This window comes from Haemophilus sp. CCUG 60358, from assembly GCF_001679485.1.
Lineage (GTDB): Bacteria > Pseudomonadota > Gammaproteobacteria > Enterobacterales > Pasteurellaceae > Haemophilus_D.
In genome coordinates this window covers 50216-76544 of sequence record NZ_LZOZ01000008.1, presented here as the reverse complement: position 1 = coordinate 76544, position 26329 = coordinate 50216, and the positions used below count along the sequence as shown (strand labels likewise).

Below are 26329 nucleotides of genomic sequence, written 5' to 3'. Positions count from 1 at the left end.
TAAGTATGACATTAAAAAATATCTTAAAAACGACCGCACTTTTCACCTTGATAAGCAGCTCAAGTTTTTCTGCTTTTGCCGATACGCAAAAAATGTATGGTATTCAAGGGGATTCGCTGTCGATTACTACGACCGTTCAAGCGCCACAAAGCTATGAAGTGAATGGTAAAACATATACCACACAAGGTGATGAGGCAAAGTCCTATTCAAAAGAAGGGACAGCAAGTTATTACCACCATAAATTTAATGGTCGTAAAACAGCTAATGGTGAACGCTATGATTCGGCACTTTTCACTGCCGCACATAAAACCTTACCTTTGAATTCTTATGCGGTTGTTACAAACTTACATAACAATCGCAAGGTGATTGTGCGAATTAATGATCGTGGTCCGTTTAGTGAGAAACGTATCATTGACTTATCCCATTCTGCTGCGAAAGAATTGGGTCTTATTGCTCGTGGTACAGGGCAAGTAAGAATTGAAGCGTTACATGTGGATCATAAAGGTCAAATTTCAGGTGCGGGGGCAAAAACACTTACCAAGCATGCTAAAACGCAAGAAGCCAGTGATCGTTTAGCCATCAATAAAAATAGCGAAAAAAAAAATCAGAATTCAGACAGCACAAGCGATGCAAAAACTGTCTTCAAGCTAAAACTACTCGCGCTGTCGTCAAAAAATCAAGCAGAAAGCATCATCACAAAGCTCGCATTAGATGACATAAAAACCGAAATTAACCAAAATGGACGAAACTACGAAATCCATTTTGGCCCAATTGCGGATCAAGCGGATATGAATCAATTAAAAACAAAATTACAAAAAACGATCAATGGGCAACCTGTAATCGTTTATACTTATAAAAACCAATAAGCTATTAAAGGAAATGCTATGTTAAAACAATCTGCAAAATTGAAAAAAATTGTTCTATTCTCGGGATTAATGGCTGCCTCAACATTCGCTACAGCTGAAGATCTTCAATACGGTATTGCTGTACCAGAAGTAAATGCGCAAACCTATGTTTTAATGGATTACAATTCTGGTGCGGTACTTGCATCACTTAACCCAGATCAGCGCCAATACCCTGCTTCATTAACTAAAATGATGACTAGCTACGTGGTTGGTGCGGCATTAAAACAAGGTAAAATCCACAATGAAGATATGGTAACGATTAGCGAAACCGCTTGGGGTAGAAATTTCCCTGATTCTTCAAAAATGTTCTTAAATTTAAATCAACAAGTGTCTGTAGGTGATTTAAACAAAGGGATTATCATTGTTTCTGGTAATGACGCTTGTGTGGCAGTGGCTGAACATATTTCGGGCACAGTAGCTAACTTCGTTGATACTATGAATAAATACGTTCAACAATTTGGCTTAAAAAATACTAACTTCACTACACCACATGGTTTAGACGATCCAAACCAATATTCAACTGCACGTGATATGGCGATTATTGGTACACACATTATTCGTGATTTACCAGAAGAATATAAAATCTACGCTGAAAAAGACTTTACTTTCAACAAAATCAAACAACCTAACCGTAATGGATTATTATGGGATAAAACCATTAACGTTGATGGGATGAAAACCGGCCACACAAGCCAAGCTGGCTATAACCTTGTCGCATCGGCAACAAGTCCAAACAATATGCGTTTGATTTCTGTTGTCATGGGTGTACCAACCTATAAAGGCCGTGAAGTAGAAAGTAAAAAACTCTTACAATGGGGTTTTGCTAACTTTGAAACATTAAAAACCCAAAAAGCAGGCGAGGAAATTTCAAAACAATCTGTTTACTACGGTGATAAAGGTGACGTTAAACTTGGTGTCTTAGAAGATGGTTTTATTACTGTACCAAAAGGTAAGCAAACTGACTTAAAAGCACGTTACGAATTAGATAACAAATACTTACAAGCACCTTTAACAAAAGGTCAGGTTGTTGGTAAAATCGTTTATCAACTAGATGGCAAGGATGTGGCAATTGTTAATCTTCAAGCATTAGAAGACGTGCAAGAAGGTGGTTTCTTAGGTAAAGGTTGGGACTGGTTAGTGTTAACGATTAAAGGATTATTTGACTAAACACCTTGAAAATTAACCGCACATCCCCATTTATATCACATCAATAAATTCGTAAGGTGTGTGAATTTAACTGACTCACGCACCTTACTCTTAAATAAGGAAGCAACATGACAACAGAAAATGATTATGAAAAACTAAAAGAAGTAATGGAATTCCCTGCTGCAATGACATTTAAAGTCGCAGGTGTTGACCGTGAGAACTTAGCGCAAGACATCGTTGCGGTGATACAAAAATATTTACCGGGTGATTATATTCCAAAAGAAAAACGCAGTAGCAAAGGAACCTATAATTCAGTTTCAATTGATATCGTGGCACAAAACTTTGAGCAAGTAGAAACGCTTTACAAAGAACTTGCAAAAGTTGAAGGCGTCAAAATGGTTATCTAATATGAACAATACTGATTTGGTTGTCCGTCAATTAGGATTACAAGATTATCAGGAAATCTGGCATAAAATGCAGAAATTCACCGATAATCGAAATGCAGAAACCACCGATGAAATTTGGTTAGTTGAGCATCATCCTGTTTTCACACAAGGCCAAGCAGGCAAACCAGAGCACTTATTACAAAGTAGTAATATACCTGTTGTTCAATCCGATCGTGGTGGTCAAATTACTTATCATGGCCCAGGTCAGCAGATCATGTATGTGCTCATTGATATTAAACGTCATGAACATTTAAATGTCCGTCAATTAGTGACCGCACTTGAACAATCTGTCGTGAAAACCCTCGCAGACTATGGCATTGAAGGTTATCCAAAACCTGATGCACCAGGCGTATATATTGACGGCAAAAAAATCTGTTCATTAGGCTTACGTATCCGTAAAGGCTGTTCTTTCCACGGTTTGGCATTTAATATCAATATGGATCTCAACCCTTTCCATTACATTAATCCTTGTGGCTATGCAGGGCTTGAAATGTGTCAGCTTGCTGACTTTATTGGTAAAGAAGAGGCGACACTTGACAAGGTTTCCCCAAAATTAATTAAACACTTTGCCGAACTTTTGGGCTATAATGTTACAAATTTATAACATTCACTTTTATAACACATTTAAAAATGCCTGAATCAGGCATTTTTCTTTAGGAAAGAACAATGTCAACGCCTTTTAAAATGGAACGCGGTGTGAAATACCGCGATGCTGCCAAAACATCAATTATCCCTGTTAAAAATATCGATCCTAACCAAGAATTATTGAAAAAGCCGGAATGGATGAAGATCAAATTGCCGTCTAGCTCATTAAAGATCGAAACGATTAAAAACGGGATGCGTCGTCATGGCCTACATTCTGTATGCGAAGAAGCTTCTTGTCCAAATTTACACGAGTGCTTTAACCATGGTACGGCAACCTTTATGATTCTAGGCGCAATTTGTACTCGTCGCTGCCCTTTCTGTGATGTTGCACATGGTAAACCCTTACCACCTGATCCGGATGAACCACGTAAATTAGCTGAAACCATTCAAGATATGAAGTTGAAATATGTGGTGATTACCTCTGTAGACCGCGATGATTTACCTGATCGTGGTGCAGGCCATTTTGCTGAATGTGTAAAAGAAGTACGCGCATTAAATCCCGGTATTAAAATTGAGATTTTAGTGCCTGATTTCCGTGGTCGTATTACTCAGGCCTTAGAAAAATTAAAAGACAATCCACCAGATGTATTCAACCACAACTTGGAAAATGTGCCACGCTTGTATAAAGAAATTCGTCCAGGTGCTGATTATCAATGGTCTTTAAAATTACTTCATGATTTCAAAGAAATGTTCCCAAACATTCCAACTAAATCAGGCTTAATGGTTGGATTAGGTGAAACCAATGAGGAAATCCTTGAAGTGATGGAAGACTTACGTGCAAATGGCGTAACCATGCTTACACTTGGCCAATATCTCCAACCAAGTCGTCATCACTTACCGGTTGCCCGTTATGTGCCACCAGCAGAGTTTGATGAATTCCGTGATAAAGCCAACGCAATGGGCTTTGAACACGCAGCTTGTGGTCCATTTGTTCGCTCTTCCTACCATGCTGATTTACAAGCAAGTGGTGGATTAGTGAAGTAATCAAAAACAGATAAAAAATGACCGCACCTTGAATCTCAAGTGAGGTCATTTTTTATATTATCCTTTCAACTAGTCAGTTGCGGTGGGCTTCCCTTCTTCGCCTTCATCACTCTCCATCATGCTTTCTTGACGAAGATCTTCAAGAGTACGACCATTAATTAAGTAGCCATTTTCTGTTTTTTCCACTCTAGAAACGTAATTATCCCCCTCTTCCAGAAATTCTCGGTGAAGTTTTCCATCATATTTCACAAAGCTACTTAAATATTGCCAAAAGTATGAATTTTCCTTAATGGCTAAGGCTTTTTCATTTTGATCATCAAACAACATTTTACTTAATGTCAGATTAAATGTGCCTTCAATATTATCTGGAATCATGTCTGATGAATCTACTTGAGGCACAATACCACTGACTTCCAATTTAACTGGATAAGCAGTAGTTTCAGGATAAGTATTTAAATTGAAATTTAACGTTGCATTATCAACGATTAAATCGAGCTCTTTCCAGGAGTTTTTGATATATTTCTCAAATGTTGCTGACGTTAAATGCGTGTTACACAACGCACCATAAAAAGGCGCTGAGCAAAATCTTGCTGATAAATGCGCTTTGCTATGATTAACTTTAAATGGCGCATCCACAGATAATTTCTCAAATTGGAAACCCGCACTTGGATAACCAATTTTATTCGCAGACAACGTGATATGTTCATTATATTGGTCATTGTCTAATGTTTCTGTCTTATCACTGGCTGATATGTTATCAAGCACTAAATCGGCCATATTAAATGATTTTAATGCGGCTTCAATATTGGTTTTACCACTAAATTCTTTTACCCATTTATCTTTGGCATTTAAGAAATCTTTATTGTCTTTTGACGGCGCTTCTTTCTCTGCAATGGTATCTAATAAAAATGGTACAAACGCTAGTTCATTTGCCACATTGTAATCATCTAACTGAATATTAACCTTACCACCTTTGGCTTCCCATTTACGGTCTTCATCGGCAGGCGTTTGCTTCACACTTTCAACATTCAGTTTAAAATCCACATTGGCTTTAGTTAAATCAGTATTCGCCAACTTAAGTTCAAGACCTGCATTTTCTAAGTTAAAGTAAGGTTGATTATTTTTAGGGACATTAACAGAAAGCACAGATAACGAACTATCAAAACGATCGTTTTGTGTAAAAATTTTTGTTAACAAATTGACGCCATCTTTAATGCTTAATGAACCATCACTTAATTTTTTAAATTCATGATGAAAATTGATCGAACTTGGCACACCGTTTTGCTTAACCAGTAAATTTAAACCACCTGCTGTTGCTTGACTTTCTTCTGTTGTGCGGCTTTTATTGGCTACGCGCAAAATATCACTGCTGAATTTTGTGCTCAGATCACGTTTATCTGCCTCGCCTGGTTTTACATCAAAATGGTAAGTCGCATTTTTAAGATAAATATGTGTATTTTCACCATTTAACAATGCTAATTCGGCATTTTTCGCGGTTAATTCTATACTTGATAGGTCATACTGATTTGCATCGACAGGCACTAGACGAGCTTCACCTTCAATTTGTTCTAGTTTAGTGTCTTTATCGTAATTAAAACCACTAAGGGTTGTTTTTAGCTCAACTTCTTTATTTTTTAAGAAATGAAGACCGATAGAAAGGTTTTGGGACTTATTCGCAAAATCACGGAATTCCGTCAAAATATCAGACTGTAAATAATCCCCTACTGGAGAAAATTTACTGTTAATTGTATTTTTATCAATCGTGATATTTAATGTTTTATTTAATTGACGAACTAATTGATCGGATAACTGTGACTCAGCCGTAATAAAGAAAGGCAACGCGGTAAGCTTGGTTGAAATCACACTCGTGTTTTTCGACTCGCTATTTTTTACGCTAAAGATTAACTCACGAATAAAAAAGTTTTTCGCAGTTTGCGTCACATTCAATGTTGCTTGATTATCCAAAGAGTAAGGGAAATTTTTTAATACCTGATCGATTTTGTGATTGGTATAAAATTGTGCGCCGATCCCAAGTGCCACTGCGATAGCCGAAATCGTCAATGTTATTGTTTTTTTCTTGCTCATAACGTCCCCAGATGCGATCTCAATTTATGATCTCAAAATCCTTTTGAAAAATTAACCGCACTTTTCTCTTCAAAGTGCGGTCAGTTTTCAATCTTTTTTAGCCTAAGATTTTATCTAATTCTTGGCTTACAGCTTCCACTTTTTGAGTACCATCTAAACGGAAATATTGCGTATTACCTGCTTTCGCTTCAGCTTGGTAATAATCAATTAATGGACTGGTTTGTTTGTGGTAAACCGCTAAACGATCTAATACCGTTTCTGGTTTATCATCTGCACGGATAATTAAATCTTCACCCGTCACATCATCTTTACCTTCCACTTTTGGTGGGTTGTAAACGATGTGGTAAGAACGTCCAGATGCTTGGTGTACACGACGACCACTCATACGTTCAACGATCACTTCATCTGGTACATCAAACTCTAAAACGTAGTCAATTTTCACGCCTGACTCTTTTAATGCATCCGCTTGTGGAATCGTACGTGGGAAACCATCTAATAAGAAACCATTTGCACAATCTGGTTGAGAAATACGATCTTTTACTAACGCCACAGTTAATTCATCCGGTACTAATTTCCCTTCATCCATTAATGCTTTTGCTTGTTTGCCTAATTCTGTCCCCGCTTTAATCGCTGCACGGAACATATCCCCTGTTGAAATTTGTGGGATACCAAACTTGTTCATAATAAATTGTGCTTGTGTGCCTTTTCCTGCACCAGGTGCACCTAAAAGAATAATTTTCATACAAATCTCCAATAAATAATAGACCCGTTTAAAATACCGTTAAAGCCTTGTTTGGTCAAATGATTTTACTGTTAATTTTGACCGCACTTTATTTTATTTTAAGCTTTTTCATTTCCTTTTTCATTCCATGGTGCCACCCAGAATAAACAAATCATTCCTGGGATAGCGAGGAATAAACAAATCCAGAAAAAATGATAGTAGCCCACTGCTTTAACCAAGTAACCAGATAACATACCAAGCCCTTTACTTGGTAAAGCAGAAAGGCTGGTAAATAAAGCTAACTGAGTGGCTGTATAAAGCGGATTCGTTTCGCGAGCCATAAAGGCGACAAAGGCAGCAGTACCGAGACCAACACCGATATATTCACCCGCAATCACGAAACCTAATTTCCAAAGTTCTGCAGCACCGATATGGTCAAAATGCCCAAATGCAGCCAACCAAATAAATCCACCAATGGTAATCAATTGGATAAAACCAAATACCCATAATGCGCGGTTAATGCCTAGGCGTAACATAATCACGCCACCCACGAGACCGGCTGAGATACTTGCCCAAAGAGAGGTACTTTTTACCACCAATGCAATATGCTCTTTTTCAAAGCCCATGTCATAGACGAATTTAGTTTGTAACGTAGTAGCAAACGAATCACCAAATTTATACAAGAACAAAAAGAGTAAAAAACCGATGGCTTGCGCGACACCTTTACGTTGGAAGAACTCTTTCAAGGGTATCCCAAACACCATATAGAAAGGTTGATCACGATCGACCTGTGCAATGTTTGGTTCTTTCGCTAAAAAGAGCGTCATAAATATGCCCGCTAGCATACAAAGTGCGGTCAATAAAAAGACGGTTTCCCATGGATAAATCGTCGCTAAATAAAGCGACAGCCCCCCAGGAATTAAACCTGCAACACGATAAGCATTGATATGGATGGTGTTTCCCAATCCTAATTCATTATCGGTCAAAATTTCACGGCGATAAGCATCAAGCACAATATCTTGTGTCGCAGATACAAAGGCAATAAATGTCGCAAGTTTAGCCACTGTTCCCAACTGTGCCACTGGATCAAACTGACTAATCGCATAAAGCGAAATCAGCAAAATCACTTGAGAAATCAATAACCAACTACGACGACGCCCTAAAAAATGCGGGAAATAGCGATCTAATAACGGTGCCCATAAAAATTTCAAACCGTATGGCACCATCACTCCTGTCAAGGCACCGATTAATTCAACGGAAAGTCCTTTATCTGTCAGCCACACTGGCAACATTTGCAATAACACGAAAAGTGGTAAGCCCGAGCTAAATCCAGTAAAGACACAGATCAGCATTTTTCGGGTAAATATTTGACTAGAAAGGGATTGTTCTGACATAAAGTGCGGTTATTTTTGAGCGTGTTTTATCTGATTAAAATAGTAAGGGCGGAATGATACTCCGCCCAACAAAAGTGAGATTAATCTCTGTATCCTTTCGGATTATTTTTTTGCCAATTCCATGTATCTTTCATCATTTGCTCAAGACCACGTTCAGCTGTCCAATTTAACTCTTTTGCTGCAAGACTTGGATCGGAATAGCATGTTGCAATATCACCAGGACGACGTGCAACAAGACGATATGGAATTTCGATATTGTTTGCTTGTTCAAACGCTTTCACCATATCAAGCACAGAATAACCCGTACCTGTACCTAAGTTATAAATGTGTAAACCTGCGTCATTTTCATGACGATTTAACGCTTTTAAGTGACCGATGGCTAAATCCACCACGTGGATATAATCACGCACGCCAGTACCATCATGGGTATCATAATCGCTACCAAACACCGAAAGTTGCGGTAATTTACCGATCGCAACTTGGCTGATGTAAGGCAATAGATTATTTGGAATGCCATTTGGATCTTCACCAATCAAGCCACTTGCGTGAGCGCCCACTGGGTTGAAATAACGTAAGATCGTCATACTAAATTGCGGTTCAGCTTTCGCAACATCAGTCAGAATTTGTTCCACCATGTATTTAGAGGTACCGTAAGGGTTGGTTGTGCCGCCCACTTTGCAGTCTTCTGTAATTGGAATAATTTCAGGATCGCCATAAACCGTTGCAGATGAACTAAATACAAAGTTCCACACGCCTGCTTTTTTCATTTCTTGAATGAGAACAATCGTACCTGCGACGTTATTCATATAGTATTCAGCGGGTTTCTGGACACTTTCACCCACAGCTTTTAAACCCGCAAAATGGATGACCGATTGAATGCTGTTTTCAGCAAAGATTTTTTGTAATAAAGCACGATCTAAAATATCGCCTTCATAAAATTTCACGTCTTTACCAGTGATCTCTTTTACACGTTCTAAAGATTTTGGGGAGGAATTGCATAAATTATCCAATACCACCACTTCTTTATTTGCATTTAATAATTCCACTACGGTGTGTGAACCGATATAGCCGGCTCCACCTGTTACTAAAATCGCCATGGGTTGCTCCTTAATCATTTTGTTCGTGAATTATAACATTGATTTCTACGATACATAAATTTATCCCCTTTTTTGACCGCACTTTGGTGTGATCGTTGTCACAGAATAAACATTTTTCTATAGGAATTTGATTTGGGTCATTGAAGCCCCTCTCGATGAAGCGAATAATAGCCTGCGAAAATCGAAAAGATAAAGGAAGACAACATGAAACCTCAAACACTTCAAAAAACCGCACTCGCACTACTTGTTGGTTGGTATGCCGCCAATGCAGCCGCTTATTCTGAACAAGGCCAAGCCGGTAATACCAAAAGCTGGGAAAGTGCCGAATACCTCAAAGACTGGGGCTTGACCTCAATGAATGCCTCCACGGCTTATGCTCTTGGCTTTAATGGTTCAGGCGTTAAAATCGGCGTGATGGATTCAGGTGTGCTATTAAACCACCCTGAATTTCAAGATGGTCGAATCCACGTTGTAAAAACGGAAGGGACTTATAGTAAAGACGGGATGCGTTATCCCGATTCATCGGTAGGAAATGGTCCAATTAATAAAAATGAACCCGTAAAAAACGGCAAACGCAATTTTGATAAAACAGATAATGGCATCTTCACTAAAGGTAAAGCCTTCAATATTGACGGTGCATGGCATAAATATACCAATGATGCGCACGGTACGCACGTTGGCGGGACAATGGCGGCAAGCCGTGACGGCAATGAAATGCACGGTGTGGCTTTCGGCGCTAACCTCTATTCTGCCAATACCGGTGGTAACGACAACATGACCTATGGTCCAAATCAAGACTATGGTTTCTTCTTACAAGGCTACTCTGCCCTAGCAGATGCCGGCGCCAAAGTGATTAATAACAGTTGGGGGTCAAACCGTCGTGTTAATTCATCCTTTGCTGGCGCACAAGGCTACAAACCTAAATATGATTGGCGTGATGTGCCTGAATATGGCGTGCAATATTATGATGTACCAAAAGCACCTGAGCCAATATCTAGTCCTGCGGCACATATTTATTTAAGTAACTTAGGCGAGGCTGAAAAAGCTTATTATCAATTTGTCACGAGTGGTGAGAAAAACTTTGTTGATGCGGCTTATGAAGTGGCAAAAAATAAACAAGTGATTCAAGTTTTTACAGCGGGTAACCGCAGTATGATGGCTGAGTCCTTTACGCGTGCGATGTTGCCTTATTTCAGACCTGATGCAGAAAAATACTGGGTAAACGTCACTGGGCAAGTCGGTGGTGAAGGCTATCCTAATGATTCAAATGACGATGTGAGTGATGAAAAAGCAGGCGCAGATATTCAAGAATTTAACCTAGCCGGCCATTCAAAATGGTGGACGATTGCTGCGCCATCTGCCAACATCTATTCCGCCTACATTCAATTACAAGACAACAATACTTATGGTGACCCTATTTACAAATCAGCTGGTGGTACTTCAATGGCTGCCCCACACGTAAGTGGTGCATTAGGTGTCATCTTTTCTCGCTATCCATATATGACAACCGATCAAGCGCGCGATGTTATGCTCACTACTGCGAGACAAACCACACTTCGTAAAGGGCTTGAAGGTAAACCGTTAGAACGTTGGGAAACTGAACAAGGTGTACCGAGTAACGTTTGGGGTTGGGGGATTTTAGATCTTGGTAAAGCCATGTTTGGCCCAGGTCAATTCTTAGGAAACATGAAAATCAACCTCAATCAAAATGATGTTTGGTCAAATGACATTAGCGATAAAGCCATCAAAGCACGTCAAGTTGAAGATCAAGCTGAAGCCGCAACTTGGACAACTCGCAAAGCAGAATTACAAGCGTTAATGCAAAATCGTGCGGGCGCAACAGCAGAAGAAAAAGCAGAATATCAAGTAGGTTTAGCGCGTGAAGTGGCTCGTAATGAACGTGCCGCACAAGGTTATGTTGGTGCCTTAACTAAAAATGGTTCTGGTACCTTAACACTCACAGGCGATAACAGTTTCACTGGCGCAATTACCGTGAATGAAGGTCAACTTTCAGGGTTAAATCAATCCCTTGGTTCGGCACAACAAGTCATCGTAAAACAAGGTGCAACATTGGAAGTATTACCGAAAGCGGAAGTCACTAAACCAAGTGAGAATGGATTTGTCACCGAAACCTTAACCAGCACCGCGAAAACGGTCACTGCAACAGTGGAAAAAGGTGGTCGTTTCTTACTGAATAATGGTATTGTTAACGTCAATGCAACCTTTGCTGACGGCTCTATTTTAGTGCCAAATAAATTTGACGAAGAAATTCTGCCTCAATTACAACAAGATCCACAAAAAGTGGTTTCAGTACAAGGTACTGGCTCATTTGTAGGAGCTGAAAATGCAGTAGTTGAAACACCTCGCACTTATGATTTCTTTGCCGTTAAAAATGAAAGTAATGCAAATGTGCTGAAAGTAACCGTTCAGAAAAAAGCCCTTTCATCTGCAGCAACCACTGAAAATGAGGTAGCTATCGCCAATGCCTTAGATGCAGCAACAAACAGTGCAGCGTATCAAAGTCTCATTTGGGGAACAAAAGAGAATGCTCGCCAAGCTTTTGCTCGTTTAAGCTATGATGAAGATCTCGCAGCTCAACAACACAACGTGTTAAATGGCTTATTGCTTCGTCAGCAACTTGCTCAACCAGGCGCAGTAAGAGCGCAACTTAATGCAGGTACACAAATTTGGACAAGTGGCACCTTCACCCACTTCAGCACAGATAGCTTAAGCAGCCATGCGTACAATCAACTTGTGGGTATTGATGCGACCATTGATACAAACAAACATTTAGGTGTATTTGTCGGCTCAACACAAAACAGCCACAAAATTGACCGCACTTCGAAAGATCGTGCCGTACATTTAGGCTTAACAGCTGAACATCGTTTCAACGTGTTAACACCGAAAATTGGCTTTATTCAAAGCTGGGGGAAACATGAACAACGTGCTGAATTTGCACAAGGCGTGAAAAGCCATAGCCAAACACAAAATGTCTTTGCTGAACTTGCCTACACAGGCTTAAAAAGCGAACATTTTGCGATTGAACCTTATGCTGGCTTAAGCTATATGCACATCAAAAACAAAGGTGTGACAAAAGACGAAGTGCAGTTAAAAGACAACAATCGTGATTTAATCGTCACCTCTGTAGGTTTACGTCCATCCATTCCATTTGCAATTGGTGGCGTTCAATTAAATCTATTAGGTGATGTGGCGTATCATCGTTTCCATAAAGATAAAGCCGCTGAAGGCAGCTTGGTGCTCAATAACCAAAGTGTAGCAAATCTTTATGGTAAAGAATTGAAAAATATTGTCACGACAGGTGTGGCATTACAAGCGCAATTCACACCAGCATTTAGCATAAAAGTCGGCTATCAAGGTGCTTACAACCATGACACCAAAGCAAATAATGTGAATGCAGAATTACGTTTATCGTTTTAACGATATTCAATAAGACAAAAGTGCGGTCAAAATTGACCGCACTTTTGCCCATAGATAAATAAAAAGGCATCAATCTGATGCCTTTTCAATTCATTAAAATGAAAAATTAACGTTTATACCAATATTGGGTCGATTCACGAATCACTTCTTCGACTTACTTCAAAAATGCCGCATGATAGGCAATATGCTCACCAATAAAACTGGCGATGAAGTAATAGCTATGATCGTAGCCTTTGTGGAAGCGCACATCGGCCGGTTGATTTGCCGCACGACAGGTTTCAATAAAATCTTCGGTACGCAATTGTGTTGGTAAAAACTCATCTTCCAAGCCCTGATCAATGCGCATACCTTGCACTTTATAGCCTTGTTGGATGAGCGAGTTGGCATCATATTGCTGCCATTTTTCGCGATCTTTTCCTAAATAGGCAGAAAAGGCTTTTTCTCCCCAAGGCACAAGGCTTGGCGACAAAATGGGCGAAAAGGCAGAAACACTTTGATAACGTTCTCGGTTTCGCAGTGCCAATACCAATGCGCCGTGTCCGCCCATTGAATGTCCCATAATGGAACGTTTGCCGTTGGTAGGGAAATTTGCTTCAATCAGATCAGGCAATTCATTCAAAATATAATCATACATTTGATAATTCGTCGCCCAAGGTTGCTCGGTCGCATTCAGATAAAAGCCCGCACCCTGCCCTAAATCGTAAGCAGCATCGTTCGGCACTTGCTCTCCGCGAGGGCTGGTATCAGGCGCAACCACAATCACTTGATGTTCTGCCGCATAACGCTGAAAACCTGATTTGGTAATGAAATTTTGTTCCGTACACGTTAAGCCGGAAAGCCAATAAATCACACCAAGCGGTCGATTCTCCTGATTATCCGGCAAATAGACGGCAAATTTCATTTCGCATTGCAGCGTTTGGGCATGGTGAGCCCAAACTTGTTGCGAACCACCAAAAATTTGATGTTGTTCAATCAGTTTCATCGCGTACCTTAGTAATGAATAACAGCACGGATCGATTTACCTTCATGCATTAAATCAAAGGCTTCATTGATTTGATCAAGTGTCATTGTGTGGGTCACAAATGGTTCTAACTCGATGTTGCCTTTCATTGAATCTTCCACCATTTTCGGCAGTTCAGAGCGACCTTTCACACCACCAAACGCCGAGCCTTTCCAAACACGACCTGTTACCAACTGGAACGGACGAGTTGAAATTTCTTGGCCTGCACCCGCTACGCCGATGATAATGGATTGTCCCCAGCCACGGTGTGCACTTTCTAAGGCCTGACGCATTACGTTTACGTTGCCGATACATTCAAAGGTATGGTCAATGCCCCATTTATTGATGTCTAACAACACATCTTTAATCGGTTTATCGTAATCGTTCGGGTTCAAACAATCAGTTACACCAAACTGTTTTGCCAACTCGAATTTTGAGGGATTGGTATCAATAGCAATAATGCGGCCGGCTTTGGCTTGACGCGCACCTTGCACCACCGCCAAACCAATCGCCCCCAAGCCAAACACAGCAACAGAGTCGCCCTCTTGCACTTTTGCTGTGTTATGTACCGCACCAATACCTGTGGTAACGCCGCAGCCGAGTAAACATACTTGTTCATGGTTGGCTTCTGGATTAATTTTTGCCAGTGAAACTTCTGCAACAACAGAGTATTCACTGAAAGTCGAACAGCCCATATAGTGATAGATCGGCTGGCCTTGATAAGAAAAACGCGTCGTGCCGTCCGGCATTAAACCTTTACCTTGCGTATCACGCACTGAGACGCATAAGTTGGTTTTACCTGAACGACAAAACTCACATTCGCCACATTCAGCGGTATAAAGAGGAATAACGTGATCACCTGGTTTTACGCTTAACACGCCTTCGCCCACAGCAACAACCACACCCGCACCTTCGTGCCCAAGCACTACTGGGAATACGCCTTCAGGATCACTTCCTGATAATGTAAATGCATCAGTATGGCACACGCCCGTGTGAGTGTTGCGGATTAACACTTCGCCTTTGCGTGGCATTTCTACGTCGATTTCTACAATTTGTAAAGGTTGATTTGGGGCGAATGCCACCGCTGCTCGAGATTTGATCGTTGAATTGATTTGTTTAATTTCCATTGTTTTTCCTCTTAATTCATTGACAAAGTTGCCTTGCCTAAGCAAGATAGTAATAGTTTATACTTTAGAGCTCACTCTAAGGCAAGCGTTTTTTGCAACTTTTTATTTGGAAGGAAGGGAAATGACTTACACCACAGCTAAAGCTGCCGAAAAAATCGGTATTTCTGCCCACACTTTACGCTTTTACGACAAAGAGGGCTTATTGCCTAACGTTGGACGCGATGAACACGGTAATCGCCGTTTTACAGATAACGACTTGCAATGGTTGAGTTTATTACAATGCTTGAAAAATACAGGAATGAGCTTAAAAGACATCAAACGCTTCGCTGAATGCACCACTATTGGCGACGATACCATTGACGAACGCCTTGCATTATTTGAAAGCCAAACAGAAAATGTGAAGCGCCAAATTGCCGAATTAAAACGCTATCTAAACTTGCTGGAATACAAGTTAGCATTTTATCAAAAAGCCAAAGCATTAGGCTCGGTGGAAGCCGTGAATTTACCACAAATTCCTGAAACGACCTAAGTTAGACGTTGGGTCCAACTTTTTGGGTTGGTCAAAATTGACCGCACTTTTGCTCATAGATAAATAAAAAGGCATCAACCTGATGCCTTTTAAATTCATTAACATGAAAAACTAACGTTCGTTCCAACGTTTGATTGATTCACGAATCACTTCTTTTGCTTCTTCTACATCGCCCCAGTGAGTCACTTTCGTTGAACCTGGTTTTTTCAATGCTTTGTAGTTGTTGAAGTGGAATTCAATTTGTTTGATTAATTGCGCAGGCACATCTGCAAGGCTGTTGTATGCATTGCCGGTATCGCGATCATCTGCTGGCACACAAACGATTTTATCGTCCACTTCGCCATCATCAACGAATTTCATCACACCGATTACTTTTGCCTCAAGGAATACACCTGTTGCAAGTGGTTGGCGAGTTAATAATAAAACATCTAACTCATCGCCATCTTCGTCTAAAGTTTGTGGAATGAAACCATAGTTAGTTGGTTTTGCGAAGATCGCTGGCTCAACACGGTCTAATTGGAACGCTGCAACTTTACGGTTCCATTCGATTTTGTGGCAGCTACCTTCTGGAATTTCATTTACCACATTGATAATGCCGGCATCGACATCGCCCGGCGTTAAAATTTGATTAAAATCAGCCATTGTTTTTCCTTTTTTGATTACGTTAAAAACGTTCAGAGTATAGCAGTTTTTAGTCGATAAAAAAATATGCGAAAAACATCCTCAAAACCAACTGCACTTTCCCGCCAGACTGACAAAAAACGATTGCGCAAACGTTTACTTTTAAATAATTTGCTATAAAATAGCACGTCTTTTTTTTGATTATTAACCTAGGGGACTTTATGTCAAGTTTAGAAAAAACCTTTGAACTCAGCAAACGCGGTTCAACGGTTCGTCAAGAAATCATTGCGGGTTTAACCACCTTCTTAGCCATGGTGTATTCCGTGATTGTTGTGCCTAAAATGCTTGGTGATGCAGGCTTTCCGGCTGAATCAGTGTTTATCGCAACCTGTTTAGTGGCGGGGCTTGGTTCGATTTTAATCGGCTTTTGGGCAAATGCGCCAATGGCGATCGGATGTGCCATTTCATTAACCGCTTTCACCGCATTTAGCTTAGTCATTGGGCAAGGTGTTTCTATTCCTGTGGCATTAGGTGCTGTATTCCTTATGGGTTTGGTGTTCACCTTAATTTCGGCAACAGGTATTCGTTCATGGATCTTACGTAACCTGCCATCAAGTATCGCGCATGGTGCAGGGATCGGGATCGGCTTATTCTTACTTTTAATCGCCGCAAACGGCGTAGGCTTAGTGGTCGGCAACCAAGCGGGTTTACCAGTTAAATTAGGTGATTTCACCTCGTTCCCAGTAATGATGTCCTTAATCGGTCTTGCATTCATTATCGGTTTAGAAAAAATGAAAGTGAAAGGCGGAATTTTATGGGTCATCATCGCGATTACTATCGTCGGTTTAATCTTCGATCCAAACGTCACATTCAATGGCCAAATCTTCAAAATGCCAACCTTTGGTGAAAACTCACTTTTCTTACAATTAGATTTACAAGGTGCATTACAACCTGCCATTTTACCCATTGTCTTTGCTTTAGTGATGACTGCCGTATTTGATGCAACAGGTACGATTCGTGCCGTTGCAGGACAAGCGGACTTATTAGACAAAGACGGACAAATCATCAACGGTGGCAAAGCCTTAACCTCTGACTCTGTAAGTAGCTTATTCTCAGGTTTATTTGGTACTGCGCCAGCCGCTGTTTATATCGAATCAGCAGCAGGGACAGCCGCAGGCGGTAAAACGGGTATCACCGCTATCGTGGTCGGCGTATTATTCTTATTAATGTTATTCTTCCAACCACTTGCATTCTTAGTGCCAGGTTACGCAACTGCACCGGCGTTAATGTATGTGGGCTTATTAATGCTAAGCAATGTGAGCAAATTAGACTTCGATGATTTCGTGGGCGCAATGAGCGGCTTAGTTTGTGCAGTATTCATCGTATTAACGGCAAACATCGTAACGGGTATCATGCTTGGCTTTGCAGCGTTAGTGATTGGTCGTATCGTGAGTGGCGATGTGAAAAAACTCAACATCGGTACAATTATCATCGCCATTGTACTTGTCGCATTCTATGCTGGCGGCTGGGCGATTTAATTAAATATCATCATGATAAGGCGAACGAATAGTTCGCCTTTTTTATTTCTAGCCTAAAAAAACAATCGAAAAACCAACCGCACTTTTACTTTACAAATCCCTAAATCCGCCTAAAATACAGGCCTTTACTACGGCTTGCCAAAAGCAAGCTACTGACCTGAAATCAGACAAGAGAACATTATGACAACCCCATTTAAACCTGAATTACTCTCCCCTGCGGGCTCCCTTAAAAATATGCGCTACGCCTTCGCGTATGGCGCGGATGCAGTTTATGCAGGCCAACCACGTTATAGCTTACGTGTACGCAATAATGAATTTAATCACGCCAATTTAAAAATCGGGATCGATGAAGCCCATGCGCTTGGCAAAAAATTCTATGTAGTAGTGAACATTGCGCCGCATAACTCCAAACTCAAAACCTTTATTAAAGATTTACAACCTGTCATCGACATGGGCCCTGATGCCTTAATTATGTCTGACCCAGGCTTAATCATGTTGGTGCGTGAAAACTTCCCGGATATTGATATTCACCTTTCAGTACAAGCGAATGCGGTAAACTGGGCAACGGTGAAATTCTGGAAACAAATGGGGTTAACCCGTGTGATTTTGTCACGCGAATTATCCATTGAAGAGATCGCTGAAATTCGCCAACATGTGCCAGATATCGAACTCGAAATTTTCGTACACGGTGCGTTGTGCATGGCGTATTCTGGCCGTTGCTTGCTTTCTGGCTATATCAACAAACGCGACCCAAACCAAGGTACCTGTACCAATGCTTGCCGTTGGGAATACAAAATGGAAGAAGGCACTACGGATGAAGTAGGCAACATTGTGCCTAAAATCGATCCCGCTCAACAAATTGAAGTGAAAAATGTGGCGCCAACCTTGGGCGAAGGTGCGGTAACAGATAAAGTCTTCCTTTATACCGAATCACAAAAGCCAGATGAGCAAATGACAGCGTTTGAAGATGAGCATGGCACCTACTTTATGAACTCAAAGGATCTGCGTGCAGTACAACACGTGGAAAAATTGACCGCACTTGGTGTGCATTCTCTAAAAATCGAAGGCCGTACTAAATCATTCTATTACTGCGCAAGAACCGCACAAGTTTATCGCAAAGCCATTGATGACGCAGCTGCGGGCAAACCATTTGATGAAAGCTTAATGGATACCTTGGAATCCCTTGCGCATCGTGGTTATACCGAAGGTTTCTTACGTCGTCATACGCACGATGAATACCAAAATTACGAATATGGCTACTCTATCTCTGAACGCCAACAATTTGTCGGTGAATTTACCGGTAAACGTAATGAACAAGGTATGGCCGAAGTCGCAGTGAAAAACAAATTCTTGCTTGGTGATGAAGTAGAAATGATGACTCCACAAGGCAACATCGTCTTTAAAATTGAAAAAATGCTCAATCGCAAAAACGAAAATGTGGAAGCTGCACTCGGCGATGGACACTTTGTTTTTTTAGATGTGCCACAAGACGTCCAACTTGATTATGCATTGTTGATGCGTAACTTGGTCAACACCAACACACGCAATCCACACAATTAATTTGTTAAAAAAATGTTGCATTTGTTAATGAATGCACTATAATACATCCCATACCTGATTTGTTAATTCAACAACTCATAGTATGACTCCAAATATTTTGCCCTTTCACCTTTTTGAAAGGGCTTTTTTTATGCCCTAAAAAGGCACTCCAAAATCATATAAATCACTCCATTTTAAAATCAATTAACTTCATATTATTTATAATAAATATATAAAAAATGATTCTTGACATTAAAATGAGATTAGGAGTAAATTAAGCAAAGTAATTAAAGTAATCATAAATATAAGGGATTATTTTATGTTTGCGAAACTCTCCTACTACGCCCATTCCGCCCAAGACGAACTCGGAAATCTCTTGCCTTACGAACATTGGCAAACCTTGCAAAGCCATTCGGTCAATGTTGGTGAAATGGCGGCGGAGTTTGCTCAGGTATTTGGTGCGCAGGAAATTGCCTGTCAGACGGGGCAGCTTCATGACTTAGGGAAATATTCGGAACCCTTTAATCACCGATTACATGGTGGCCCATCAGTCGATCATGCTACCGCAGGAGCCAAAATTGCTATCGAGCGTTGGGGAAAAGTTATTGGTAAGCTGATGGCGTTTTGCATTGCGGGGCATCATGCGGGATTGGCAAATGGAAACGGTGAAGGCGATAACCGCAGTACTTTGAAACAGCGTTTGGCATTGCAATTTGGTGCAGATATTCCCACTCTCGATAATCTGTGGCAACAAGAAATCAAGCTCCCTCAAAACCTATCCGCCCCACCACTCAAAGCCGATGCGCATCATCCTTTTTTCTCCTACGCCTTCTTCACTCGAATGCTCTATTCCTGCTTGGTGGATGCTGATTACCTCGACACAGAAGCCTTTTATTCAAACCTAGAAAACAAAGCCGTCGAGCGCGGGGGTTATCCCGATTTAAACGCCTTACAACACAATTTCAATCAATTTATCAACGATTTCAGACGACGTATCGCCCAAGCTCCAGAGCAAACCGAAGCCGAAAAACGCAACTCTGCCTTAAACCGCCTGCGCAGCGAAATTCTCGATCATGCCGTAGAACAAGCGGCACAGCCGCAAGGGCTGTTCTCGCTCACCGTGCCGACCGGCGGTGGTAAAACCTTCACTTCCATGGCATTTGCGCTGGAACATGCCAAACATCACGGAATGCGGCGCGTCATTTACGTCATCCCATTCACCAGCATCATCGAGCAAAACGCCGCTGAGTTTCGCAAAGCCTTTGGCGAATTAGGCGAACAAGCCGTGTTGGAGCACCACAGCACTTTTGACGACGGCAAACTGCAAAATGAGGCCACCAAAGACAAATTGCGCCTTGCCTCGGAAAACTGGGACGCGCCGATTGTCGTGACCACCGCCGTGCAATTCTTCGAATCCCTCTTTGCCGACCGCTCCTCGCGCTGCCGCAAACTGCACAACATCGCAGGCTCCGTCATCATTCTCGACGAAGCGCAAATGCTGCCGCTCAATCTTTTGCTACCCATCATGCAAGCCATCAAAGAATTGGCGCAAAACTACCATTGCTCTGTCGTCATGTGCACCGCCACCCAGCCAGCCGTGCAAGCCGAAAACGGCTTCTATCGCGGCTTTGAAAACGTGCGCGAAATAGCCCCAAAACCGACCGCACTTTTCGACAAACTGCGCCGCACCACCGTGCAACACATCGGCACACAAACCGACGCCGACCTGCTCGCCAAACTTGCCGAACACCCGCAAATGCTCGTTATCGTCAATAACCGCCGCCACGCCCGCAGCCTGTACGACCAAGCCAAACACCTTGACGGCACATTCCATCTGACCACCTTAATGTGTGCCAAACACCGTAGCCAAAAGCTCGATGAAATCCTAGGCCGTCTGAAAAACGACGAACCCTGCCGCGTTATCGCCACCTCCTTAATTGAAGCAGGTGTGGATGTAGATTTTCCGCTGGTGATGCGCGCCGAAGCAGGTTTAGATAGCGTTGCCCAAGCTGCAGGACGTTGCAACCGCGAAGGCAAAAGGCCGTCTGAAAACAGTTTTGTCTGGATATTTACGCCAGAAGAACAATGGAAAGCTCCGCCTGAACTTGCCGCCCAAGCCGCTGTTATACGCTTGATTGCCGATGAGTTTTCAGACGACCTCTTATCCACCCAAGCCGTCGCCGCCTATTTCGCCGAACTTTATCAATTAAAAGGCGGCGAACTGGACAATAAAAAAATTCTGAAAATGCACAACGATACAGGGCAAAGCCTCGATTTCCCATTTCAAACCATCGCCGACAAATTCCGCATGATCGAAAGCCACATGCAGCCGCTGATTATTCCGTTCGACAAAGAGGCCGAAAACCTCATCAGCAGCCTGCACCACGCCGACCACATCGGCGGACTCTTACGCAAACTGCAACCCTACACCGTCCAAATCCCCGAAAAAGCCTTCGCCGCCTTGTATAAAGCAGGGCGTATCGAACCGATTAACGAGAAAAACTTCGGCAAACAGTTTTATACGCTGATTGGATTGGATTTGTATGATGATGTGGCGGGTTTGAGTTGGGAGGATACGGAGTTTTTGAAGGGGGAGAGTTTGGTGTTTTAAGTTTGGTTTATAAGGAAAATAATTTAACTTCTTTAGAAGTTGATTTTTGAGAAATGCAAGAGTAATATATCCATAAAGTCATTAGAGCTGTTTGAGAATACATAGTGGCTAAATAACGTTTAGATAATTAATAAAAGAAACTAATTATGGTTAAAACATATAGTATTTTTGTTAGTCATTCTTGGGATCATTCAAATGATCTTGTTAGTCTTCATAACTTATTAAGTAGCCGAGGATATTTTTACTATGATCCACAAGAGGTTACTAAAAATAACCCTATAAATTCCGTAAATGCAATTTATATTAAGCAGCAATTGAAAGAGAGAATAAAAAATTCAGATATTCTTCTTGCTCTTGCTGGAATCTATGCAAGCCATAGTGATTGGATGAAGTGGGAAATAGAAACGGCAAGAGCGTTAGGCATCCCTATTGTAGGCATTATTCCTCGTGGACAAGAACGAATTTCTAAAGTTGTTTTTGATAATTCGATTATAGATATTCGTTGGAATACTGAATCAATTGTTCAAGCTATTCGCAGTTACGCCAAATGATAGGAGTTAAAAATGGGTTTACCTAGAACATTTGTTGGTTTCAGTAGCACAGATATTCATTATTATCGGCTTATGTGTGCCTGGAAAAATAATTCAAAAATTGATTTCAATTTTGTTGATTGTCAGTTAGCTCAAGAAATTAATTCTGAAAATGAAGCGTATATTAAAAAGAAATGTAGAGAACGCATTAATATGGCTGGAACTTTTATTTCTTTAATTGGCCAAGACACAAGATCTAAACATAAGTATGTATGTTGGGAATTAGAAGTTGCCTTGGAAAAAGGCTGCCGGATTATTGGGGTAAATCTTGATAGATCTCGTTATATGAATCCAAATACTTGTCCTAAAATCATTCAGGGTGTTGGTGCTATCTTTGTACCATTTTCTCCTCAAATTATTGCTTATGCTTTGGAGAATTATCAAATGAAGGATAGTGGAAATTGGATCTATAAGGATTTTGTATATAAAAATCTAGGCTATAAAATTTAGGAGGTATAAATGGAAAAACAAGATTTTCCTGCATTGTATCGTGATGCTGATTCACTTTCTTTAAAATCACAAAAACATTTCTTTAAGTTTTTAAAAATTCATATATGTGCTTTAGTGGTTAGCGCAATTTTATCTATATTCAATTCAAACTACTGGTGGCTGGCTATAGCTCAATGCATTGCTTTTTTATTCACTTTAAGTTGTTCTATTTATCTATTTAAAGAAAGACCAGATCGCGATTGGTATGCTGGACGTGCTTTAGCCGAATCAATAAAAACGTTAACTTGGAGATACATCTGTAGAGCAGAGCCTTTTCAGGATAATGAAATGGCGCAAGCTGAATTTAGAAATAAACTAAAGCAAATCTATGAACAAAATAAATCTATTTGTCAAAAATTTATAGAGCATCTTGGTGAAAGTCAAACTACAGATAAAATGAATGAAATAAGAGAGCTTCCATTGCAAGAAAGGATAGATTTTTATAAGCAATACAGAATTCAAGAGCAATTATTGTGGTATCAAAAAAAATCTAAATTGAACACAGAAAAAGCCAGTTTATTTTTTTGGTTATTAATTGCAGCAAATTCTATTGCTCTTATTTTATCTATATTCAAGATAAAGTATGGTGATTTAGTTTTACCTATTGATGTAATGATTGCTATTGCAGGTGGCTTGTTAAGTTGGATACAGGCAAAAAGATTTACTGAGCTATCTGCATCATATGCCCTTACTGCTCATGAAATAGTATTTATTAATGAACAATTAGCAACAATAGACAAGGAAAATAGATTTTCCGAATTTGTAGGCGATGCAGAAAATGCTTTTAGCCGTGAGCATACACAATGGGCTGCAAGAAGAGATGTTTAGGATTCTTAGTTGTTAATTGTATTAATCAGTGTCATCTGAAAACTTTTCGCACTTAACCGTGCGTGGATTGAAACTAAAGTAGTTAGATTAGTCAGCTAATCCGCCCCTTCTTTATGAAGGGGCGTGTGTACAAAAAGGAGAACCAAATGAACCAAATCCGCCTACACATTTGGGGCGATTATGCCTGTTTTACCCGTCCGGAGATGAAGGTGGAGCGGGTGTCTTATGATGTCATCACGCCGTCGGCGGCGCGCGGGATTTTGGCGGCGGTGCATTGGAAGCCGGCGATTCGGTGGGTGATTGACCGGATTTATGTGTTGAAGCCGATTCGGTTTGAGTCGGTGCGGCGCAATGAGTTGGGTGGCAAGATTTCGGCGGGTAAGGTCAGCGGCGCGATGAAGCGCAAGAGCGTTGCCGATTTATATACGCTGATTGAAGACGATCGCCAGCAGCGCGCAGCGACGGTGCTTAAAGACGTGGCGTATGTGATTGAAGCCCATGCGGTGCTGACAGCAAAAGCGGGGGCGGATGAGACCGTTACCAAGCATATTGAAATGTTCAAACGCCGTGCGAAAAAAGGGCAATGCTTTCAGCAGCCTTGTTTGGGCGTGCGTGAGTTTCCTGCCGATTTTGCCTTGATTGACGAGGGCGAACCGCTGCCGCCGTCCGATTTATCGGAAAGCGAGGCAAACCGTGATTTGGGCTGGATGCTGCACGACATTGATTTTGACCACGGCAACACGCCGCATTTTTTCCGTGCACAAATGAAAGACGGTGTGATTGATGTGCCGCCGTTTTACGCCGAGGAGGTGAAAGCATGATTCTTGCGTCCCTTGCCCGCTATTACCGCCGTTTGGCAGCGGAAACCGATGAAATGGGCAACCCGAAAGTGCCGCCTTATGGCTTTAGCGAGGAGAAAATCGGCTGGATTTTGGTATTGGATAAAGAAGGCCGTCTGAAAACCGTTGTGCCGAATCTGACAGCCGATAAAAAGCCGCAACCGAAGCTGATGAGCGTGCCGCGCCCTGAAAAACGCACGTCGGGTATCAAACCGAATTTTTTGTGGGACAAAACCGCCTACGCGCTTGGCGTGGAAGCCAATAAAAACAAAGCCGAAGCAAAAGAAAAACCGTTTACTCCGTCTGAAAAAACTTTTGAAGCCTTCAAGCAATACCACCTCGATTTACTGCAAAACAGCGAAGATGAAGGCTTGCAAGCCTTGTGCCGTTTTCTGCAAAACTGGCAGCCTGAAAATTTTGCTACCGAAAATCTACCTGCCGAAATGCTGGATGCCAACATTGCATTTTCTCTTGAAAAACCGACCGCACTTATCCACAAACGCGAAGCCGCGCAAAGCTTGTGGGCAGGTTGCCTGAAAAGCGACGAAGCACTCGAAGGCTTGTGCCTGATTAGTGGCGACACTGCCCCGATTGCACGGCTGCATCCGGCGATTAAAGGCGTATTTGGCGGACAAAGCTCCGGCGGTTCGATTATTTCGTTCAACAAAGAAGCCTTTGCTTCGTTCGGCAAGGAGCAAGGCGCAAATGCACCCGTTTCCGAACAATCTGCGTTTGCCTACACCACTGCGCTGAACTATCTGTTGCGCCGCGAAAACAATCACTGCTTGACCATTGGCGATGCTAGCACGGTCTTTTGGGCGGAAGCGGATGATAACGCCACAGCGCAGGCTGCCGAAGGCTTCTTCGCGCAAGTGTTCACGCCGCCGGATGATGAACAAGAAAGCGCCAAAGTTTTCAATGTATTGGAACAAATGGGCAAAGGCCGTCCGCTGCAAGAAATTGCGCCCGAACTCTCTCCCAATACCCGTTTTTATATCTTAGGGCTTACCCCCAATGCCGCGCGGATTTCTGTTCGGTTTTGGCTGGACACCACGTTTGGGCAGCTGGCGGAAAATTTGGCGCAGCATTGGCAAGATTTAGCCCTTGAGCCTTGCGCGTGGAAAACGCCGCCGTCTATTTGGCGACTCTTATTGCAAACTGCTGTATTGGGCAAAAGCGAAAATATCTCGCCTGTATTGGCTGGTGAAATGACCCGCGCCGTGATTTGCGGCACGCCGTACCCCTTGAGTTTGCTGTCGCAACTGATTACCCGAATCCGCGCCGACGGCGACGTGAACGGCCTGCGCGTGGCAATGATGAAAGCCGTATTAGAGCGGCGTTTTAGAAAAGGTTTTATCGAAGAAGGAGTTCCTATGAGTTTGAACAATGAAAGCCCGAATCGCGCCTATCTTTTAGGGCGGCTGTTTGCCGTGCTCGAGCGCATTCAATATCAGGCGCTGGGCGAATTAAATGCCGGCATCGCCGACCGCTATTACGGCTCTGCATCCGCCGTGCCGTTTTCGGTTTTTCCGCGCCTTTTGTCGGGCGCAAAACACCATTTATCGCGCTTGCGTAAAGACAAAGCCGGTATGGCGGTGAATTTGGATAAAGATTTGGGCGAAATCATTGCCAAACTGCCCGAAACCTTTCCGCGCCATTTGAGCATTGACGAGCAAGGCCGATTCGCCATCGGCTATTACCATCAAAAACAAAGCTATTTTGTTAAAAAAGAAACCGCTGAAACTATTGAAAACTAA

The 26329-nt window shown here is 41.8% G+C and carries 22 protein-coding genes; 15 read left to right on the top strand and 7 right to left on the bottom strand.

Going from position 1 to position 26329, the window contains the following annotated elements; all coding sequences use genetic code 11:
• Positions 1–5 precede the first annotated feature (5 nt).
• From A9500_RS02925 to lipA, 5 genes are all read left to right on the top strand, one after another.
• Positions 6–866 (top strand): septal ring lytic transglycosylase RlpA family protein, encoded by an 861-nt coding sequence (locus A9500_RS02925; protein WP_065243832.1) that lies wholly within the window; start codon positions 6–8, stop codon positions 864–866.
• Between the two features lie 18 nt (positions 867–884).
• On the top strand, positions 885–2072 hold the full coding sequence (locus A9500_RS02920; RefSeq protein WP_065243831.1) for a D-alanyl-D-alanine carboxypeptidase family protein: 1188 nt from the start codon (positions 885–887) through the stop codon (positions 2070–2072).
• A gap of 107 nt (positions 2073–2179) precedes the next feature.
• Positions 2180–2458, top strand: coding sequence for a DUF493 family protein YbeD (gene ybeD, locus A9500_RS02915; RefSeq protein WP_065243830.1), 279 nt, complete (start codon positions 2180–2182; stop codon positions 2456–2458).
• Position 2459: 1 nt separating this feature from the next.
• Complete coding sequence (lipB, locus tag A9500_RS02910; protein WP_065243829.1) at positions 2460–3101, top strand: lipoyl(octanoyl) transferase LipB; 642 nt, start codon at positions 2460–2462, stop codon at positions 3099–3101.
• A gap of 62 nt (positions 3102–3163) precedes the next feature.
• On the top strand, positions 3164–4126 hold the full coding sequence (lipA, locus tag A9500_RS02905) for a lipoyl synthase (protein WP_005697928.1): 963 nt from the start codon (positions 3164–3166) through the stop codon (positions 4124–4126).
• Between the two features lie 69 nt (positions 4127–4195).
• Here the strand turns inward: lipA and A9500_RS02900 are convergent, their stop codons facing one another.
• From A9500_RS02900 to galE, 4 genes are all read right to left on the bottom strand, one after another.
• Entirely contained in the window at positions 4196–6211 is a 2016-nt protein-coding gene (locus A9500_RS02900) for a hypothetical protein (protein WP_065243828.1), read from the bottom strand.
• A 97-nt stretch (positions 6212–6308) separates the two neighbouring features.
• On the bottom strand, positions 6309–6953 hold the full coding sequence (adk, locus tag A9500_RS02895) for an adenylate kinase (protein ID WP_049374331.1): 645 nt from the start codon (positions 6951–6953) through the stop codon (positions 6309–6311).
• 98 nt (positions 6954–7051) lie between these two features.
• Positions 7052–8326, bottom strand: a complete 1275-nt coding sequence (locus tag A9500_RS02890) for an MFS transporter (RefSeq protein ID WP_065243827.1) — start codon at positions 8324–8326, stop codon at positions 7052–7054.
• An 80-nt stretch (positions 8327–8406) separates the two neighbouring features.
• Complete coding sequence (galE, locus tag A9500_RS02885) at positions 8407–9423, bottom strand: UDP-glucose 4-epimerase GalE (RefSeq protein WP_049357696.1); 1017 nt, start codon at positions 9421–9423, stop codon at positions 8407–8409.
• A gap of 204 nt (positions 9424–9627) precedes the next feature.
• Between galE and A9500_RS02880 the strand changes: the two genes are divergently transcribed.
• Positions 9628–12861, top strand: coding sequence for a S8 family serine peptidase (locus A9500_RS02880; RefSeq protein WP_065243826.1), 3234 nt, complete (start codon positions 9628–9630; stop codon positions 12859–12861).
• 154 nt (positions 12862–13015) lie between these two features.
• On the opposite strand, the gene fghA is transcribed toward A9500_RS02880, so the two are convergent.
• Both fghA and A9500_RS02870 read right to left on the bottom strand, forming a co-directional pair.
• A complete protein-coding gene (gene fghA, locus A9500_RS02875) occupies positions 13016–13843 on the bottom strand; it encodes an S-formylglutathione hydrolase (RefSeq protein WP_065243825.1) in 828 nt (275 codons plus the stop codon).
• Between the two features lie 8 nt (positions 13844–13851).
• The gene (locus A9500_RS02870; RefSeq protein ID WP_218836888.1) at positions 13852–14961 is read right to left on the bottom strand and encodes an S-(hydroxymethyl)glutathione dehydrogenase/class III alcohol dehydrogenase; all 1110 of its coding nucleotides are present in this window, start codon (positions 14959–14961) and stop codon (positions 13852–13854) included.
• Positions 14962–15109: 148 nt separating this feature from the next.
• Between A9500_RS02870 and A9500_RS02865 the strand changes: the two genes are divergently transcribed.
• On the top strand, positions 15110–15517 hold the full coding sequence (locus A9500_RS02865; RefSeq protein WP_049367164.1) for a MerR family transcriptional regulator: 408 nt from the start codon (positions 15110–15112) through the stop codon (positions 15515–15517).
• Between the two features lie 111 nt (positions 15518–15628).
• On the opposite strand, the gene A9500_RS02860 is transcribed toward A9500_RS02865, so the two are convergent.
• Positions 15629–16159 (bottom strand): inorganic diphosphatase, encoded by a 531-nt coding sequence (locus tag A9500_RS02860; RefSeq protein WP_005695476.1) that lies wholly within the window; start codon positions 16157–16159, stop codon positions 15629–15631.
• Positions 16160–16359: 200 nt separating this feature from the next.
• Between A9500_RS02860 and A9500_RS02855 the strand changes: the two genes are divergently transcribed.
• The 8 genes from A9500_RS02855 to cas8c all read left to right on the top strand — a co-directional run bounded on the left by A9500_RS02855 (position 16360) and on the right by cas8c (position 26329).
• Positions 16360–17676: an NCS2 family permease gene (locus A9500_RS02855; protein ID WP_065243823.1), complete on the top strand. Its 1317-nt coding sequence runs from the start codon at positions 16360–16362 to the stop codon at positions 17674–17676.
• A 180-nt stretch (positions 17677–17856) separates the two neighbouring features.
• Positions 17857–19236, top strand: a complete 1380-nt coding sequence (yegQ, locus tag A9500_RS02850) for a tRNA 5-hydroxyuridine modification protein YegQ (RefSeq protein WP_049371619.1) — start codon at positions 17857–17859, stop codon at positions 19234–19236.
• A 298-nt stretch (positions 19237–19534) separates the two neighbouring features.
• Entirely contained in the window at positions 19535–21826 is a 2292-nt protein-coding gene (locus A9500_RS02845) for a CRISPR-associated helicase/endonuclease Cas3 (RefSeq protein WP_065243822.1), read from the top strand.
• Positions 21827–21972: 146 nt separating this feature from the next.
• Positions 21973–22377 carry a TIR domain-containing protein gene (locus A9500_RS02840; protein WP_065243821.1) on the top strand — a complete coding sequence of 135 codons (405 nt, stop codon included), beginning with the start codon at positions 21973–21975 and terminating at the stop codon, positions 22375–22377.
• Between the two features lie 12 nt (positions 22378–22389).
• On the top strand, positions 22390–22866 hold the full coding sequence (locus A9500_RS02835) for a TIR domain-containing protein (RefSeq protein WP_065243820.1): 477 nt from the start codon (positions 22390–22392) through the stop codon (positions 22864–22866).
• A 9-nt stretch (positions 22867–22875) separates the two neighbouring features.
• Positions 22876–23733 (top strand): DUF4231 domain-containing protein, encoded by an 858-nt coding sequence (locus A9500_RS02830; RefSeq protein ID WP_065243819.1) that lies wholly within the window; start codon positions 22876–22878, stop codon positions 23731–23733.
• A 146-nt stretch (positions 23734–23879) separates the two neighbouring features.
• The gene (gene cas5c, locus A9500_RS02825) at positions 23880–24554 is read left to right on the top strand and encodes a type I-C CRISPR-associated protein Cas5c (protein ID WP_065243818.1); all 675 of its coding nucleotides are present in this window, start codon (positions 23880–23882) and stop codon (positions 24552–24554) included.
• The gene (cas8c, locus tag A9500_RS02820; RefSeq protein ID WP_065243817.1) at positions 24551–26329 is read left to right on the top strand and encodes a type I-C CRISPR-associated protein Cas8c/Csd1; all 1779 of its coding nucleotides are present in this window, start codon (positions 24551–24553) and stop codon (positions 26327–26329) included. Before cas5c ends, cas8c begins: the two co-directional genes overlap by 4 nt.